This window comes from Streptomyces sp. NBC_00057 (assembly GCF_045041165.1).
Taxonomy (GTDB): domain Bacteria; phylum Actinomycetota; class Actinomycetes; order Streptomycetales; family Streptomycetaceae; genus Streptomyces.
In genome coordinates, this window is the sequence record NZ_CP108256.1 from 1,046,882 (window position 1) to 1,061,097 (window position 14,216).

At 71.2% G+C, this 14,216-nt stretch carries 15 protein-coding genes and 1 pseudogene; 10 read left to right on the plus strand and 6 right to left on the minus strand.

Annotated features, from left to right (window positions below; all coding sequences use genetic code 11):
* Positions 1-67: 67 nt before the first annotated feature.
* On the plus strand, positions 68-661 hold the full coding sequence (locus tag OG953_RS05270; RefSeq protein WP_405682756.1) for a histidine phosphatase family protein: 594 nt from the start codon (positions 68-70) through the stop codon (positions 659-661).
* A 65-nt stretch (positions 662-726) separates the two neighbouring features.
* Entirely contained in the window at positions 727-1,272 is a 546-nt protein-coding gene (locus OG953_RS05275) for an ATP-binding cassette domain-containing protein (RefSeq protein WP_405682757.1), read from the plus strand.
* Here the strand turns inward: OG953_RS05275 and OG953_RS05280 are convergent.
* Entirely contained in the window at positions 1,226-2,668 is a 1,443-nt protein-coding gene (locus tag OG953_RS05280) for a dihydrolipoyl dehydrogenase family protein (RefSeq protein ID WP_405682758.1), read from the minus strand. The genes OG953_RS05275 and OG953_RS05280 overlap by 47 nt on opposite strands.
* 115 nt (positions 2,669-2,783) lie before the next feature.
* Between OG953_RS05280 and trxA the strand changes: the two genes are divergently transcribed.
* The gene (trxA, locus tag OG953_RS05285; protein WP_405682759.1) at positions 2,784-3,155 is read left to right on the plus strand and encodes a thioredoxin; all 372 of its coding nucleotides are present in this window, start codon (positions 2,784-2,786) and stop codon (positions 3,153-3,155) included.
* Between the two features lie 93 nt (positions 3,156-3,248).
* Here the strand turns inward: trxA and OG953_RS05290 are convergent, their stop codons facing one another.
* Both OG953_RS05290 and OG953_RS05295 read right to left on the minus strand, forming a co-directional pair.
* Positions 3,249-3,530: a hypothetical protein gene (locus OG953_RS05290; protein ID WP_114249445.1), complete on the minus strand. Its 282-nt coding sequence runs from the start codon at positions 3,528-3,530 to the stop codon at positions 3,249-3,251.
* Between the two features lie 71 nt (positions 3,531-3,601).
* Positions 3,602-4,624 (minus strand): LacI family DNA-binding transcriptional regulator, encoded by a 1,023-nt coding sequence (locus tag OG953_RS05295; RefSeq protein ID WP_405682761.1) that lies wholly within the window; start codon positions 4,622-4,624, stop codon positions 3,602-3,604.
* A 49-nt stretch (positions 4,625-4,673) separates the two neighbouring features.
* Here OG953_RS05295 and OG953_RS05300 point away from each other — a divergent pair.
* The 3 genes and pseudogenes from OG953_RS05300 to OG953_RS05310 all read left to right on the plus strand — a co-directional run bounded on the left by OG953_RS05300 (position 4,674) and on the right by OG953_RS05310 (position 7,164).
* Positions 4,674-4,893: pseudogene (locus OG953_RS05300) on the plus strand (hypothetical protein).
* A gap of 138 nt (positions 4,894-5,031) precedes the next feature.
* Positions 5,032-6,546, plus strand: coding sequence for a flotillin family protein (locus tag OG953_RS05305; RefSeq protein ID WP_405682763.1), 1,515 nt, complete (start codon positions 5,032-5,034; stop codon positions 6,544-6,546).
* A 150-nt stretch (positions 6,547-6,696) separates the two neighbouring features.
* Positions 6,697-7,164, plus strand: a complete 468-nt coding sequence (locus OG953_RS05310; protein WP_405682764.1) for a type II toxin-antitoxin system PemK/MazF family toxin — start codon at positions 6,697-6,699, stop codon at positions 7,162-7,164.
* On the opposite strand, the gene OG953_RS05315 is transcribed toward OG953_RS05310, so the two are convergent.
* On the minus strand, positions 7,149-7,985 hold the full coding sequence (locus OG953_RS05315) for a TIGR02452 family protein (protein ID WP_405682765.1): 837 nt from the start codon (positions 7,983-7,985) through the stop codon (positions 7,149-7,151). The genes OG953_RS05310 and OG953_RS05315 overlap by 16 nt on opposite strands.
* A 150-nt stretch (positions 7,986-8,135) precedes the next feature.
* Here OG953_RS05315 and egtA point away from each other — a divergent pair, with 150 nt between their 5' ends.
* Genes egtA through egtD form a run of 4 tightly spaced genes read left to right on the plus strand, consistent with a single transcriptional unit; the run spans position 8,136 to position 12,530 of the window.
* The gene (gene egtA / locus OG953_RS05320) at positions 8,136-9,455 is read left to right on the plus strand and encodes an ergothioneine biosynthesis glutamate--cysteine ligase EgtA (protein ID WP_405682767.1); all 1,320 of its coding nucleotides are present in this window, start codon (positions 8,136-8,138) and stop codon (positions 9,453-9,455) included.
* Positions 9,452-10,816, plus strand: coding sequence for an ergothioneine biosynthesis protein EgtB (gene egtB / locus OG953_RS05325; protein ID WP_405682768.1), 1,365 nt, complete (start codon positions 9,452-9,454; stop codon positions 10,814-10,816). Before egtA ends, egtB begins: the two co-directional genes overlap by 4 nt.
* Complete coding sequence (egtC, locus tag OG953_RS05330) at positions 10,816-11,571, plus strand: ergothioneine biosynthesis protein EgtC (protein ID WP_405682769.1); 756 nt, start codon at positions 10,816-10,818, stop codon at positions 11,569-11,571. Before egtB ends, egtC begins: the two co-directional genes overlap by 1 nt.
* Positions 11,568-12,530 carry an L-histidine N(alpha)-methyltransferase gene (egtD, locus tag OG953_RS05335; RefSeq protein WP_405682770.1) on the plus strand — a complete coding sequence of 321 codons (963 nt, stop codon included), beginning with the start codon at positions 11,568-11,570 and terminating at the stop codon, positions 12,528-12,530. Before egtC ends, egtD begins: the two co-directional genes overlap by 4 nt.
* Here the strand turns inward: egtD and OG953_RS05340 are convergent.
* The gene (locus OG953_RS05340) at positions 12,473-13,381 is read right to left on the minus strand and encodes a lysophospholipid acyltransferase family protein (protein WP_405682772.1); all 909 of its coding nucleotides are present in this window, start codon (positions 13,379-13,381) and stop codon (positions 12,473-12,475) included. The two genes, egtD and OG953_RS05340, sit on opposite strands and share 58 nt — an antisense overlap.
* Complete coding sequence (locus tag OG953_RS05345) at positions 13,378-14,193, minus strand: GNAT family N-acetyltransferase (RefSeq protein WP_405682773.1); 816 nt, start codon at positions 14,191-14,193, stop codon at positions 13,378-13,380. The genes OG953_RS05340 and OG953_RS05345 overlap by 4 nt, the downstream gene beginning before the upstream one ends.
* Positions 14,194-14,216: the final 23 nt, after the last annotated feature.

The window sequence follows — 14,216 nt, forward strand, 5'->3', positions numbered from 1 at the left end:
GGCCGGAACGCCCGGATGCCATGGTGGGCGCACTTGAGGGGCCAGACTTCAGGGAGTTGACCCGGTCATGACGGTAAGGGTGATGTTGATCTCACCGGCGCTCAACGCCGCGCTGCGCGAGGCCCGCTTCGACGGCGATGCGCCGCTCGACGCTGTTGGGGTCCGGCGGGCCAGGGCCGCTGCGGCAGCGGTGCCTGCGGCCGACCGGTATGTCTGCGGGCCGTCCGAACGGTGCGCCCGGACCGCCGACGCGCTGGGGTTGCGTGCCGAGCACGAACTCGCGCTCCGCTGCTGGGACATGGGCCGGTGGAACGGGCGGCGGCTGGAGGAGGTGAGCGGGAGCGAGCCGGAGGCGGTGTCGGCCTGGTTGACCGATCCTTCGGCGGCTCCGCACGGCGGCGAACCGTTGCTGGAGTTCTGCGCCAGGGTCGGCCGCTGGCTGGATTCCCTGCAGCCCCTGTACGGCGACGAGGGCCGCCGTGTGTTGGGGGTCGTCGAGCCTGCGGTGGTGCGGGCGGTGATCGTACGGGCGCTCGCTCTCCCGACGGAGGCGTTCTGGCGACTGGACGTCGCCCCGCTGACGCTGACCGGGCTCAGCGGTCGGTCCGGACGGTGGAGCCTGCGCTGTGGGCAGCCGCTGTCCCCCGCTCCGGGGGACTGACGTCCTCCCGTGGCCCACAGTATGAACAACTGACGTGCCGGAACCGCTGGTCAGCGCCTACTGTGATGGTGCAGCTGGTTAGCCCTGTCCGCCGGACAGGCGCCCGCGCCACGAGGACCGGGCCGCCCGCACGCTGGAACTCCTGGCTGGTGGGCCTCGGTCCCGAGCACCTCCGCCGCCGCTCCGACCAGCTCTCCGGCGGCCGGCGCCAGCGGGTCGCCATCGCCCGCGCCCTCGCCCCCTCCCCCGGCATCCTGGTGTGCGACGAGCCGGTCTCGGCGCTCGACGCATCGGTGCAGGCGCAGATCCTGGATCTGCTGGACGACCTCCAACAGCACCTGGGAGCGGCCCTGTTGTTCGTCTCGCACGATCTGTCGGATATCCGGCGGATCAGTGACCGAGTACTGGTGATGAAGGACGCTGACGTGGTGGAGGAGAGAACGGCCGAGGAGATGTTCGACGCGCCGTGGCATCCGTACACGAAGTCGCTGCTCGCGGCCGTCGTGGCGGTCGGTACGGATGCCACCCCGCCCGGGGAACTGCTGGAGACGGGCGGGCCGGGCCCTACGCGTCCCGATACGCCTCCAGCAGGCGCAGCCAGACCTCGCTGATCGTCGGATACGCGGGGACCGCGTGCCACAGCCGGTCGATGGGGACCTCGCCCGCGACCGCGATCGTCGCTGAGTGCAGCAGTTCGCCGATGCCCGGCCCGACGAACGTGACACCGAGCAGGATCTCCCGGCCGAGGTCCACGATCATGCGGGCCCGGCCTCGGTAGCCGTCCGCGTACAGGCCGGAGCCCGCCACCGCGGCGAGGTCGTAATCGACAGCGCGTACGCGGTGGCCGGCCTCCTCGGCCTCGGCGAGGGTGAGACCGACCGCTGCGGCCTCGGGGTCGGTGAAGACGACCTGGGGGACGGCCGCGTGGTCGGCGGTGGCCGCGTGGGCGCCCCAGCGGCCGGTCTCCAGCAGCGGCACACCTGCGGCGCGGGCGGCGATCGCGGCGCCCGCGATGCGTGCCTGGTACTTGCCCTGGTGCGTGAGGAGCGCCCGGTGGTTGACGTCGCCGACCGCGTAGAGCCAGGTGGTGCCGTCGACGCGGCAGCTGTCGTCGACGGTGAGCCAGGATCCGGGCTTCAGGCCCACCGTTTCCAGGCCGAGGTCGTCGGTGCGCGGGGCGCGGCCGGTGGCGAAGAGGATCTCGTCGGCCTCGACGCGCTCTCCGTTGTTCAGCTCCACGGTGACCGGGCCGTCCGGGACCGCGCGCCGTACAGAGGTCGCCGAGACTCCGGTACGGATGTCGGCGCCCGCCTCCGTCAGTGCCTGGGCAACCAGCTCGCCCGCGAAAGGTTCCATCTTCGGCAGGAGTCCCTTGCCGCGGATCAGCATCGTCACCCGGGCGCCGAGGGCCTGCCAGACGGTGGCCATCTCCGTCCCGACCACGCCTCCGCCGACGATCACGAGGCGGCCGGGTACCTTTTTGGCACTCGTCGCCTCCCGGCTGGTCCAGGGGCGGGCCCCGTCGATGCCCGGCAGGGCGGGGACGACGGCGCGGCTGCCGGTGCAGACAGCGACGGCCTGCCGGGCGGTGAGCCGGTGTTCCGTGCCGTCGGGGGCGGTGACGGAGACCGCTTTCTCACCAGTGAGCCGACCCTGGCCACGGTAGATGTCCGCTCCGACGCTCTCCAGCCAGGCGGCCTGTCCGTCGTCCTTCCAGTGCGAGGCGTATTCGTCACGGTGGGCGAGGACCGCTGCCGTGTCCAGCGGTCCCTGCACGGCGTCGCTGAGGCCGGGGACCCGACGGGCATCGGCGCGGGCGACGACCGGGCGCAGCAGGGCCTTGCTGGGCATGCAGGCCCAGTACGAGCATTCGCCGCCGATGAGTTCCGCCTCGACGACCGCCGTGCTCAGCCCGGCGGCACGGGCCCGGTCGGCGACGTTCTCACCCACCGGACCTGCTCCGATCACCACGACGTCGTACTCGGTTTTCAGGGAAGCATCTGTCATGGGGACAGTCTGGTCGTGGGTGTGCGCGACGGCCACATGGGCAGGCGGAATAGCGCAAGTACAGGCACGGTTGTGTCGGACAGGTCCGAACGGGCACAGGAAGAGGTAGCAGAGCATGAGCACCGTTGAGCTCACCAAGGAAAACTTCGATCAGGTCGTCAGTGACAACGACTTCGTCCTGATCGACTTCTGGGCTTCCTGGTGCGGCCCGTGCAGGCAGTTCGCGCCGGTCTACGACGCGGCGTCCGAGCGCCACGGCGACCTGGTCTTCGCCAAGGTCGACACGGAGGCGCAGCAGGAGCTGGCAGCGGCCTTCGAGATCCGTTCCATCCCCACGCTGATGATCGTCCGGGACAATGTGGCGGTGTTCGCCCAGCCCGGGGCGCTGCCGGAGGCGGCGCTGGAGGACGTCATCGGGCAGGCCAGGAAGCTGGACATGGACGAGGTCCGCAAGTCCATCGAGGACCAGCAGAAGGAAAAGAAGTAGGCTCCGCGCGCGCATGAGCAGGGTGAGGGGCCCGACCACACCGGTCGGGCCTCTTTCCGCGGCCTTCCACGGCCGGAGGCGGGCGGCCCGGCCTCAGCTGTCGGCCTTGCCTTCGGCGTTCTTCTCCTTGATCCGGACCGAGAGGCCGTAGTCCAGCTCGGCGCCATCGACCAGCAGGGCCTCTACCGTGCGCGTCGCCGGGTCGATGTCCGCCACGATGCCTTCGCCCGAATACCGGGGGTAGCCCGATGCCCCCGTCTCACCGGTCGCCGCCACGACCGCCGAACGGATGGCGCCGCCGGGCTCGGCGGCGTCGGTGGTGTCCTCGGCGAATCCGGGGACCAGCAGGATCTCGTAACTCTGCGGATGGCTCATGGTCATGACGCTAAGCAAGCGGCGCGCGGTGCGCACGTTGCCGCGCTGCTGCACTGTGCGGAGTCGGCGGCTCAGCTGGACTCGCGGTGGACCGCCCGGGCCCGCAGCAGGTCGTGGTGCTCGGGGGCACCGCCGGGGTGCTGCACCAGCCGGTCGACGAGGTCCGCCAGCGGCTGTGGGGTGGCCAGCTCCATCCGCACGCTGCTGAGCCGGGGCCGCAGCAGTCTGCCGAGCATCAGGTCGTCGGCGCCGACCACGGACGTCTCGCCGGGCACCTCGATGCCCGCGTCCTGAAGGGCCCGCATCAGGAGCATCGCGTATTCGTCGTTGTACGCGAACACTGCATCGAGGCCCATGGTGCGCCAGCGGGCAGCCAGCCGGGCAGCCGATTCCTCCTCGTACCGCAACGACAGCGGCTCGATACGGGCCCCATGGCTCAGTGCGGCCTGCCGGGCTCCGGCCAGCCGGGGTTCGGCGAACAAACCGAGGCCGCTTTCCTCGGGCATGACGACGCCGATGCGGCGCCGGCCGCGCTCCAGCAGATGTCCGGTCGCACAGCTGCCGACCTCCCGCTGGTCCATGACCAGCGCATGGGCACCGGCCACCGGCCGATGCCCGAGGGTGATCACGGCCTTGGCTCCGGATCGCCTGAGTACGGATATGCCCTGCGGGGTGAGGGCGATCGTGCCGGGTGCGATGACGGCGACGGGACGGAGTTCGGCCCAGGCGCGTGGCGCGTCGTCGGCGTCCAGACCGGTGCTGCCGTACTGGACCACGGTGTAGTCGAGGCGGCGCAGCCCGGATTCCAGTTGGTGGAAGAAGCGGTGGTGGAGCGGGCCGGCCGGGAAGTTCATGGTGGGGAGCAGCACCATGCGGGTGTGTCCGGCACGCAGGCTGCGGGCCGCCGCGTGCGGTACGTAGCCGAGTTCGGTGGCCGCTTCCCTGACCCGGCGGCGGGTGGGTTCGCTGATCCGCACGGACGTGTTGTTGTTCAGTACGTACGACACGGTGGCCCGGGAGACTCCGGCGAGCCGTGCCACATCGGCACTGGTCGGGACGGGGCCTTCGGTGGGCTGGTTCGGTAACTGGCTCATGGCGTCGGGCAGTCTTCCAGACCTGTGCGGCGTGGGTACGCTCCGGGGCATGGATGACTCCTCGATGGTGGGACTGATCGGCCGGGTGACCGGGACGGTGGGGCCGGGGCTTGGTCGGCGAGGTGATCGTACGGATCCGGGGCGGCGCCGAGCACTTCCTCGCGCATCCGGCCTCCGCGAAGGAACGCATCGAGCCGGGCACGGTGGTGACGGTGATCGAGTATCTGCCGCCGCGGACGGTGTACGTGGCTCGCGCATACGGTAGTTGAGGCCCCGGCGGGAGGGTCTTCACACCTTTCGTCGTCAAGAATGCGGCAATGTTGCGCACGCGTCTTCTCCACCGTCGCGAGCAGGAGAAGACTCCCCCTGTTCAGTGGTGCCGACGGGGCACTGTGATAAGGGGGCGCATGCCGATGGTCATCGGCGTCACGGCGGGTCTCGTACTCGCCGCCATCATTGTGTTGATCGGCCTGTTCAAGCTGATGTGGCGAGTGGCCGAGCCGAACGAAGCACTCGTCATCTCCGGTTCCAAGCACAAGACCGAGGGTCTCGGGCAGGGCATGGGATTCCGGATCGTCACTGGTCACGGCACGCTCGTCCTGCCCGGGGTCCAGGCGGTGCGGAAGATGTCCCTGGACCTCAACGAGACCGAGCTGTCGGTCGATTGCGTCACGCATCAGGGGATTCCGCTGCGGGTGCGGGGCGTTGTCATCTTCAAGGTGGGCGACGACTTCGTGTCGATCGCCAATGCGGCCCGCCGCTTCCTCGACCAGCAGAAGATGATGTCGGAGCGGGTGCACAACGTGTTCGCCGGTCATCTGCGTTCCATCGTGGGCGGGTTGACGGTCGAGGACATGATCCGGGACCGGGAGAAGCTCACCGGGCAGACCCGGGCGGCGTGCGGGACCGAGATGGAGAAGCTCGGGCTGATCGTCGACTCGCTCCAGATCCATGAGATCGAGGACCCGACGGGCTACATCAAGAACCTGGCGATGCCGCATGCGGCGGCGGTGCAGCGGGATGCCCGGATAGCGCAGGCCGAGGCCAACCGGCGGGCCACCGAGGCGGAGCAGCAGGCCGCCGCCCGGATGTCGGAGGCGACCCGCGACAGCGAGATCCTGCAGGCCGGGTATCAGGCCGAGCGCGACAAGGCCGCGGCCAGCTCCCGGCAGGCGGGTCCGCTGGCCGACGCGGCGGCGCGGCAGGAGGTCGTGGTCCAGGAGACCAGGGTCGCCGAACTGGAGGCCCAGCGGCGCGAGCAGCAGCTGCAGGCCGATGTGCGCAGGCCCGCGGACGCCCAGGCGTACGAGAAGCGCACCCTGGCCGAGGGCGAGCGTGACGCCCGGATCTCGGCGGCCGAGGCGAAGGCGCGGGAGACGGAGCTCGCCGCGGTCGCGGAGGCCAACCGGGTCAAGACGGCGGCGCTCGCGGAGGCCGAGGCGACGAAGGCGCGCGGCGCCGCCGCCGCGACGGCGACCAGGGCGACGGGTGAGGCGGAGGCCGCCGCGGCCCAGGCCAAGGGGCTGGCACTGGCCGAGGCGACCCGTGCCAAGGGCCTCGCCGAGGCGGAGGCGATCAAGGCCAGGGCCGCGGCCCTGGCGGAGAACCAGGAGGCGGTGGTCGCCCAGCAGCTGGCCGAGAAGTGGCCGGAGATCGTCGAGGCGGGCGCGGGCGCCTTCAGCAGCGTGGACCACATGGTGCTGCTGAACGGGGCCGACGGCATGTCGGACATGTTCGCGAAGGCGCTGACGATGGGCGGCACGGGCCTCGGACTGGCCCGGCAGCTGCTTTCGACGATGAGTCAGGACAGCCCGGTGGAACCTGCGTCCAAGGTCAACGGGGTCACGTCGGCCGCTGCGCCCTCGCCGGGTAAGCAGCACATACCGGTGACGGGTGATCAGGAGGACGGCACGCCTTCCTGACCGGTCCGGTCGGCTGTGGCCGGCGCACGCCCCTGGCCTCGGGCGAGCACCGGCCGCAGTTCCGGGCCCTCGAAGTCGAGCGTGCGGCCTGCTGCCCGTTCACCGGCCCCGCTCCGTGGAACGGGGCCGTGCAGGTCCTACGGTGTGGGGATGACCATCCAGCACCGTGACGACAGCACCGACAGCGCGGCCGCTTTCCCCGGCCGCACCGGCCCGACCGCCACGTCCGAGGCCGACCCGCGCGACGTGGGCCCGGTCCGCACCTCGTACGCCCCCGACCGGGACGGCGACCCCGACCCCGGCGAGATCGTCTGGACGTGGGTGCCGTTCGAGGAGAACGACGGGCGCGGCAAGGACCGTCCGGTTCTGGTGGTGGCCCGTGAGGCGGCGGGCACGCTGCTCGCCGTGCAGCTCTCCAGCAAGCAGCAGGACCGGCACCGCGAGTGGGTGGCGCTCGGGGCCGGACCGTGGGACAGCTCGGGCCGCCCGTCATGGGTCGATCTGGACCGGGTACTGCGGGTGCACGAGGACGCGATGCGGCGTGAGGCGTGCGCTCTGGACCGGGACCGGTTCGATTCTGTCGTCGGCCGGCTGCGGGAGCGCTACGACTGGAACTGACTGCTGAACGTCCGGGCGAAGGCGGACCTGGTGGTGGATTCGGGGCTGCGGTCGAGGATGCCGAAGACGATCTTCTCGAAGTGCCCGGCGAACCTGCCGTCGTCCAGCAGCAGCGCCCGGAACGCACCGGCCACCTGCGCCGGATCGTTGCGGAACACACCGCAGCCCCAGGCGCCCAGCACCAGCCTGCGGTAACCGCGCACCGCCGCGACCTCCAGCACCCGCTCGGCCCGGGACGCGAGCGCGGCGGGGATGCGGTGCGCGTCTTCGGGGGTGCGGCTGCGGATGACTCCGGCGTTGGGTGCCGGGGAGGTGAGGAAGCCCGCGGTGTACGGGGTGTCGAGCAGCCGCCCCCGGTCGTCGCGGAACACCGGTACGCCCGGTGAGTGAATCACCCGGTCGGTGTAGAAGGCGCTGCGGTCTGTGCGGTGGTGGGCGTAGTAGTCGGGGGCGCGCAGCAGCGTGGCGTACAAGGCGGAGCCGCGGCACAGGGCTTCTTCCTGGGCCTGTGCGCCGTTGAGATAGCCGCCTCCGGGATTGCGGGCGGAGGCGTAGTTCAGGACCGCGATCTTGCCGGGCCCTTCGCCGACCATCCGGCGCGCCGCCTGCAGACTGCTCTCGTCGGTGACCTCGACGACCGGTGTGCGGTCGGAGTCGAGTGCCGCGACCGGTACCGGCTCGGGGCCGTACAGCCTGGTACCCGACAGTGCGGTGGTCAGCGCACGCTCGATGCTCACCTCACGCCCTTCCTGCGTGCGGTAGCGGCCGGACTCGACAATGGCTTCGGTCTCTCGCGCGATGCCGCGCAGCCGTGCGCTCATCGGTACTCCCCCGTGTGGTGCATACGGGGCATGCTCTGCGCTCCAGCGGCATGGATGCAACCGTATTTCCGACGCACAGAGGCACTCTTGTGCGATCTCCCCACAGAGGTTTGGCTGGTATGGACGAACCGAGCAGAAGGAGGCCCCGGCATGTCATCCGACACCCCCGGAGACCACGGTCCGCCCGGCCAGGCCCCGCCCCTCGGCGAGGGCGAGGCGGAGGATTTACTGCGCTGCATCTGTTTCAAGACCGGACCGCCCCGAACGGTCGGCGTTGAACTCGAATGGCTCATTCACCACCGGGATCAGCCCCGCGTCCCTGTCCCCCACCACCATCTCGACGCGGCCGCCGACATCCTCCGGGCCCTGCCCCTGAGTGCGGCGCTCACCTTCGAACCCGGCGGCCAGCTGGAGCTCAGCTCGCGCCCCGCCGGCTCCCTGATGGCGTGCATCGATGCCACCACCGCCGATCTCACCGCGGTACGTGACGCCCTGGACCGGGTGGATCTCGCACCGGTGGGTCTCGGCGTCGATCCGTGGCATCCACCGCGCCGTCTGCTGCACGAGCCCCGCTACGACGCCATGGAGATCTCGTTCGACCGGACGGGACCGGCCGGCCGCGCCATGATGTGCACCACCGCGTCCGTCCAGGTATGTCTGGACGCAGGAGAGGAGGAACCGGGTCCGCTCGGCTACGGGCGGCGCTGGCAGCTGTCCCATCTGCTGGGCGCGGTGCTGGTGGCGGTGTTCGCCAACTCGCCGTTCCAGTTCGGCCGCCCGACACCGTGGCGGTCCACCCGGCAGTCGCTCTGGGCCGATCTCGATCCACGGCGGTCCCTGGCGCCGCCCGGCTGTCTGCCGCCGCGCGACGCCTGGGCCACGCATGTCCTGGACACCCCGGTGATGTGCATCCGGGACGGCGATGGGCCATGGGCAGTGCCGGACGGTCTGACCTTCCGCAACTGGATCCGCACCGGCACGCCGAGACCACCGGTGCGCGCCGACCTCGACTACCACGTCAGCACCCTCTTTCCGCCCGTGCGCCCACGCGGACATCTTGAGCTGCGCATGATCGACGCGCAGCACGGCGCGGACGGGTGGCTGGTGCCGCTCGCCGTCACCACTGCCCTGTTCGACGACCCGGAGGCCGCCGAGACCGTGTACCGCACCGTCAAACCACTGGCCGAGACGGCCGGGCCACGGCCCGCGCCGCGCAATCCGCTCTGGGTGGGCGCCGCCCGCGACGGCCTGACCGATCCCGAACTGCGGTCGGCGGCCGTCACCTGCTTCGAACTCGCGCTGGAGGCGCTGCCCCGGATGGGAGCGACCACGGCCGTGCAGGAGGCGGTGGCGGACTTCAACGACCGCTTCGTCGCCCGGGGCCGATGTCCGGCCGACGATCTTCCCGAACTGCTCGCGCCGGGTTCAGCGGGTGATTCGGGCCATGCCTTCGAGGGGCACCGCTCATGACCGACTCCCCCACGCCCGCCGCTTCCGGTCCGCACAGCACGGCCGGTCCGGACGAGGCGGACACCGAGGCGCTCCGGCAGCGCGCCCTCGCCGCGCTGCTCACCGCCCGTGAACGCACCACACTTCTCACCGACAGCGTGGACGACCATGAACTGACCGCCCAGCACTCACCGTTGATGTCCCCCCTGGTCTGGGACCTCGCGCACATCGGCAATCAGGAGGAGCTGTGGCTGCTGCGCGGGGTGGCCGGGCGGGAGCCGATGCGCCCGGAGATCGACGGGCTGTACGACGCCTTCGAGCATCCCCGGGCGACCCGTCCCTCGCTGCCGCTGCTGGCACCCGCCGAGGCCCGTGTCTACGCCGCGGAGGTACGTGGTCGCGCGCTGGACGTACTCGACGGCACGGCACTGCACGGTGACCGCCCCCTGGTGCGGGCCGGGTTCGCCTTCGGCATGATCGCCCAACATGAACAGCAGCACGACGAGACGATGCTGATCACCCATCAACTCAGATCGGGACCTGCCGTGCTGACCGCGCCGGTCCCGCCGCCCGCACCCGCCGACGCAGCGGATCTCCCTGCCGAAGTGCTGGTCCCGGCCGGCCCGTTCACCATGGGTACGTCCACCGAGCCGTGGGCTCTCGACAACGAACGCCCCGCGCATGTGCGCGACGTGCCGGACTTCTTCATCGACACGACCCCGGTCACCTGCGGCGCGTACCGGGGGTTCATCGAGGACGGCGGTTACACCGAGCGGCGCTGGTGGGCCCCCGAGGGCTGGGCCATGGTCCGCGAGCACGAACTGACCGCTCCGCTGTTCTGGCACCGGGACGCCGGTCAGTGGCTGCGCCGCCGCTTCGGAGTGACCGAGACGGTCCCCGAGACCGAGCCGGTGCTCCATGTCAGCTGGTACGAGGCGGACGCATACGCCCGCTGGGCCGGGCGGCGGCTGCCCTCGGAAGCGGAATGGGAGAAGACAGCACGCCACGACCCGGCGTCGGGCCGTTCGCTGCGCTATCCGTGGGGCGACGAGGACCCGAATCCCGAGCGGGCCAACCTGGGCCAGCGCCATCTGCGGCCGGCACCTGCGGGGGCGTACGCTGCGGGCAAGTCGTCGCTCGGCGTACGGCAGTTGATCGGTGACGTATGGGAGTGGACGTCGAGCGACTTCCTCCCCCATCCCGGCTTCGCGGCGTTCCCGTACCGCGAGTACTCCGAGGTGTTCTTCGGACCGGCACACAAGGTGCTGCGCGGCGGTTCCTTCGCCGTGGACCCGGTGGCGTGCCGGGGGACGTTCCGCAACTGGGACCTGCCGGTGCGGCGCCAGATCTTCTCCGGCTTCCGTACCGCGAGGGATCTCTGATGTGCCGTCATATCGCATATCTGGGAACGCCGGTGAATCTCGGCGAGGTGTTGACACGACCGCCCCACAGCCTTGTGCACCAGTCCTGGGCGCCGAGACACCAGCGGCATGGGACCGTCAACGCCGACGGTTTCGGCGTCGGCTGGTACGCCGAGGGCGATCCGGTGCCGGGACGATACCGCCGCCAGGGCCCGGTCTGGGGCGACCAGACGTTCGCCGATCTGGCCAGAGTGGTGCGCAGTCCGGCGCTGCTCGCCGCGGTACGTGACGCCACCGAGGCGGGCGCCGACGGCGAGGCGGCGGCCGCGCCGTTCGCCGCCGGACGGCTGTTGTTCAGCCACAACGGCGCGGTGAAGGGCTGGCCTCGGTCCCTGGCACCGCTCGCCGCCGCGCTGCCCCCGGCCGAACTGCTGACCCTCACCGCCCGCTGCGACTCGGCCCTGATCTGGGCCCTCGTACGACACCGCCTCGCCGACGGCGACGAACTGCCGCAGGCCGTCGCCGACACCGTGCTCGACGTGGCGGCCGCGGCGCCGGAATCGCGGCTGAATCTGCTGCTCACCGATGGCACCACGATCGTGGCGACGGCCTGGGGAGACACCCTGTGGTATCTCTCCGAGCCCGGCCTGCGCACGGTCGTGGCCTCGGAGCCGTACGACGACGATCCGCACTGGCGCACGGTCCCCGACCGCACGTTGCTGACGGCGACCCGCGCCGAAGTTCTGCTGACCCCGCTCAAGGAGCCCGCTGAGTGAGTCCCTTTCTGCTGACCCGCACCCTGCCGGCGGACGCGACGGACGCGGCGCTGCGCGCCGATGTGCTGCACGGCCTGACCCGGCACCCGAAGACACTGCCGCCCAAATGGTTCTACGACGCGCACGGCAGTGAACTGTTCGAGGAGATCACCGGGCTTCCCGAGTACTACCCGACCCGCGCCGAGCGCGAGATCCTGATCGACCGCGCCGAGGAGATCGCCGCGGCGTCCGGGGCGCAGACCCTGATCGAGCTGGGATCGGGGTCGTCGGAGAAGACCCGGCACCTGCTGGACGCGCTGCCCGCGCTGCACAGTTATGTGCCGGTCGATGTGAGCGAGAGCGCGCTGCGCGGCGCCGCCGAGGCCCTGCTCGCGCAGCGGCCCGATCTCTCCGTGCACGCCCTGATCGCCGACTTCACGGGCGGTCTCGCACTGCCGGGCACCCCCGGGCCGCGGCTGATCGCGTTCCTGGGCGGCACGATCGGCAATCTGCTGCCCGACGAGCGGTCGGTGTTCCTGAAGTCGGTTCGGTCGCTGCTCTCCCCCGGTGACGCGCTGCTGCTCGGCACGGATCTGGTGAAGGACGAGAAGGTGCTGGTCGCTGCTTACGACGATGCGGCCGGGGTGACGGCGGAGTTCAACAAGAACGTCCTCAGGGTCGTGAACCGGGAGCTGGGCGCGGACTTCGACCCGGCCGACTTCGATCACGTGGCGCTCTGGGACCCGGAGCGGGAGTGGATCGAGATGCGGCTGCGGGCCCGCGAGGCACTCACGGTGAAGGTCCCGGACCTGGATCTGATGGTGACCTTCGAGGCCGGCGAGGAGTTGCGTACGGAGGTGTCGGCCAAGTTCCGAAAGTCGGGCGTCCGGGCCGAACTCGCCGCGGCCGGTCTGAGCATGGATCAGTGGTGGAAGGACTCCGGGGACCGCTTCGCGCTGTCGTTGGCGACGGCGGTCTGAGCAAGACGGGCCAGGGTGCGGCGGTCCGGGCAGTCGCCCGCCGGAATCTGCGGCAGGACGCGGATCTCCGCAGTCAGTCCGGCCGCCGTCACCACCCGCCACAGTGAGGCGATGAGCGGATCGTCGCCGACGAACGCGGCCGCACCGGCCGGGGCCGTGTGCTCCGCCGGAGCGGCGCGCTCGTGGCCGGGCGACCGGCCGCCCCCACCGACCGCCCGTGCAGCGACAGTGCTGCGCGGCGAAGCGGTACGGTAGGTGATGCGTACCGGATGAATGGTGGCGTTCGCGTCGATCGCGGCCTGGAACACGGCAGGCCCGAACCGCCCGCCGCCGCGCCCGCACCAGGTGGTGCCCTCCGGGAAGGCGACCACCCGCGAACCGCCGCGCAGTGCCGCCGCGATGTCGCGCACGGTCGCGGGCAGTGCGCGAAACCGTTCACGTTCGACGAAGAGCGTGCCGCCGACGACGGCGAGCCGGCCGAGCAGCGGCCAGTTCCGTATCTCGCTCTTGGCCAGCATCCGGCCGGGGAACACGGCCGCGACGAGCGGGATGTCCAGCCATGAGATGTGGTTCGCAACGACGAGCGTGCCCGGTGCACCTGCCCCGGGTGGGCCGATGACCCGCACACGTACCCCGAAGGCCCGCACGACCCCGTACGCCCAGAGCCGGATCAACCGCTCCCGCCGTACCGCGGCCAGCAACAGCACGAACGGGGCACCCAGCACCCCGGCCAGGATGAACGCGCACCCGGCGAGCAGCAGGACCACGGCCGCCGCGCGGCCCCGCGTGCGTCCGTCGTGACCTGCGCAGGTGAGCGGGGTGCAGGGTGAGGTGGGCAGCCAGGGGTTCACCGCAGTGGGGCGAGTGCGAGGAAGTGCCGCAGATAGCGCGGGTCGGTGCGGCGCAGCGACAGCAGTACGTACAGGTCGGCGACGTTGAAGTCGGGGTCGTACGCGGGCGCCCCGCAGACCCGGGCGCCCAGTCGCAGATAGCCGCGGAGAAGAGGAGGGAGAGTGGAGAGTCCGGTGGGCACGTCTCCGCGTCCTGCGGATCCGGCGGTGGGCTGCCAGAGGCGGTGGGGGGTGACCCAGTGGTCCTCGGGTGCCAGGTGCTTCGTCCGTACGGTTTCCCAGGCCCCGGCCGCGGCGACGCCACCGTCGGCGAGGGGTATCGAGCAGCAGCCGGCCAGCCAGTCGTGCCCGGTGCGTTCCATGTAGCGGGCGAGTCCGGCCCAGATCAGCGCGATGACGGCGCCGTCCCGGTGGGCCGGATGGACGCAGGACCGGCCGACCTCGACCAGGTCGTCGCGGATCGGTCCGAGCCGCCCGAGGTCGAACTCGCTCTCCGCGTAGAGGCGCCCGGCGATCCGTGCCCGGTCGGGCGGCAGCAGGCGGTAGGTGGCGACGACGTCGCCGGTGGTCTCCTCCCGTACCAGCAGATGGTCGCAGTAGGCATCGAACGCGTCGCTGTCCAGACCGGGTTCGGCTCCTTCCAGCCTGGCGCCGAGCTCACCGGCGAAAACCTGATGGCGCAGGCGCTGGGCGGCACGTACGTCTTCCTGGTCGACGGCGAGGGACACCTGGTAGCGCGACGGGGCGGGAGGGGCGGCCTGCGCGGGAACAACGGGGGCGGCGGGGAGAGAGATGACGGGCAGCGCGTTCATGACGGTCTCCGGGGACGGATCGG

What these genes read in the sequence shown, in the direction of transcription:
- OG953_RS05295 (WP_405682761.1), bottom strand. Translation starts at nt 4,624, where the DNA reads ATGAGCCAGTTACCGAACCAGCCCACCGAAGGCCCCGTCCCGACCAGT.
- egtA (WP_405682767.1), top strand. Translation starts at nt 8,136, where the DNA reads ATGTCATCCGACACCCCCGGAGACCACGGTCCGCCCGGCCAGGCCCCG.
- OG953_RS05345 (WP_405682773.1), bottom strand. Translation starts at nt 14,193, where the DNA reads ATGAACGCGCTGCCCGTCATCTCTCTCCCCGCCGCCCCCGTTGTTCCC.
- OG953_RS05305 (WP_405682763.1), top strand. Translation starts at nt 5,032, where the DNA reads ATGCCGATGGTCATCGGCGTCACGGCGGGTCTCGTACTCGCCGCCATC.
- OG953_RS05270 (WP_405682756.1), top strand. Translation starts at nt 68, where the DNA reads ATGACGGTAAGGGTGATGTTGATCTCACCGGCGCTCAACGCCGCGCTG.
- egtC (WP_405682769.1), top strand. Translation starts at nt 10,816, where the DNA reads ATGTGCCGTCATATCGCATATCTGGGAACGCCGGTGAATCTCGGCGAG.
- egtB (WP_405682768.1), top strand. Translation starts at nt 9,452, where the DNA reads ATGACCGACTCCCCCACGCCCGCCGCTTCCGGTCCGCACAGCACGGCC.
- OG953_RS05290 (WP_114249445.1), bottom strand. Translation starts at nt 3,530, where the DNA reads ATGAGCCATCCGCAGAGTTACGAGATCCTGCTGGTCCCCGGATTCGCC.
- trxA (WP_405682759.1), top strand. Translation starts at nt 2,784, where the DNA reads ATGAGCACCGTTGAGCTCACCAAGGAAAACTTCGATCAGGTCGTCAGT.
- OG953_RS05315 (WP_405682765.1), bottom strand. Translation starts at nt 7,985, where the DNA reads ATGAGCGCACGGCTGCGCGGCATCGCGCGAGAGACCGAAGCCATTGTC.
- OG953_RS05280 (WP_405682758.1), bottom strand. Translation starts at nt 2,668, where the DNA reads ATGACAGATGCTTCCCTGAAAACCGAGTACGACGTCGTGGTGATCGGA.
- OG953_RS05310 (WP_405682764.1), top strand. Translation starts at nt 6,697, where the DNA reads ATGACCATCCAGCACCGTGACGACAGCACCGACAGCGCGGCCGCTTTC.
- OG953_RS05275 (WP_405682757.1), top strand. Translation starts at nt 727, where the DNA reads ATGGTGCAGCTGGTTAGCCCTGTCCGCCGGACAGGCGCCCGCGCCACG.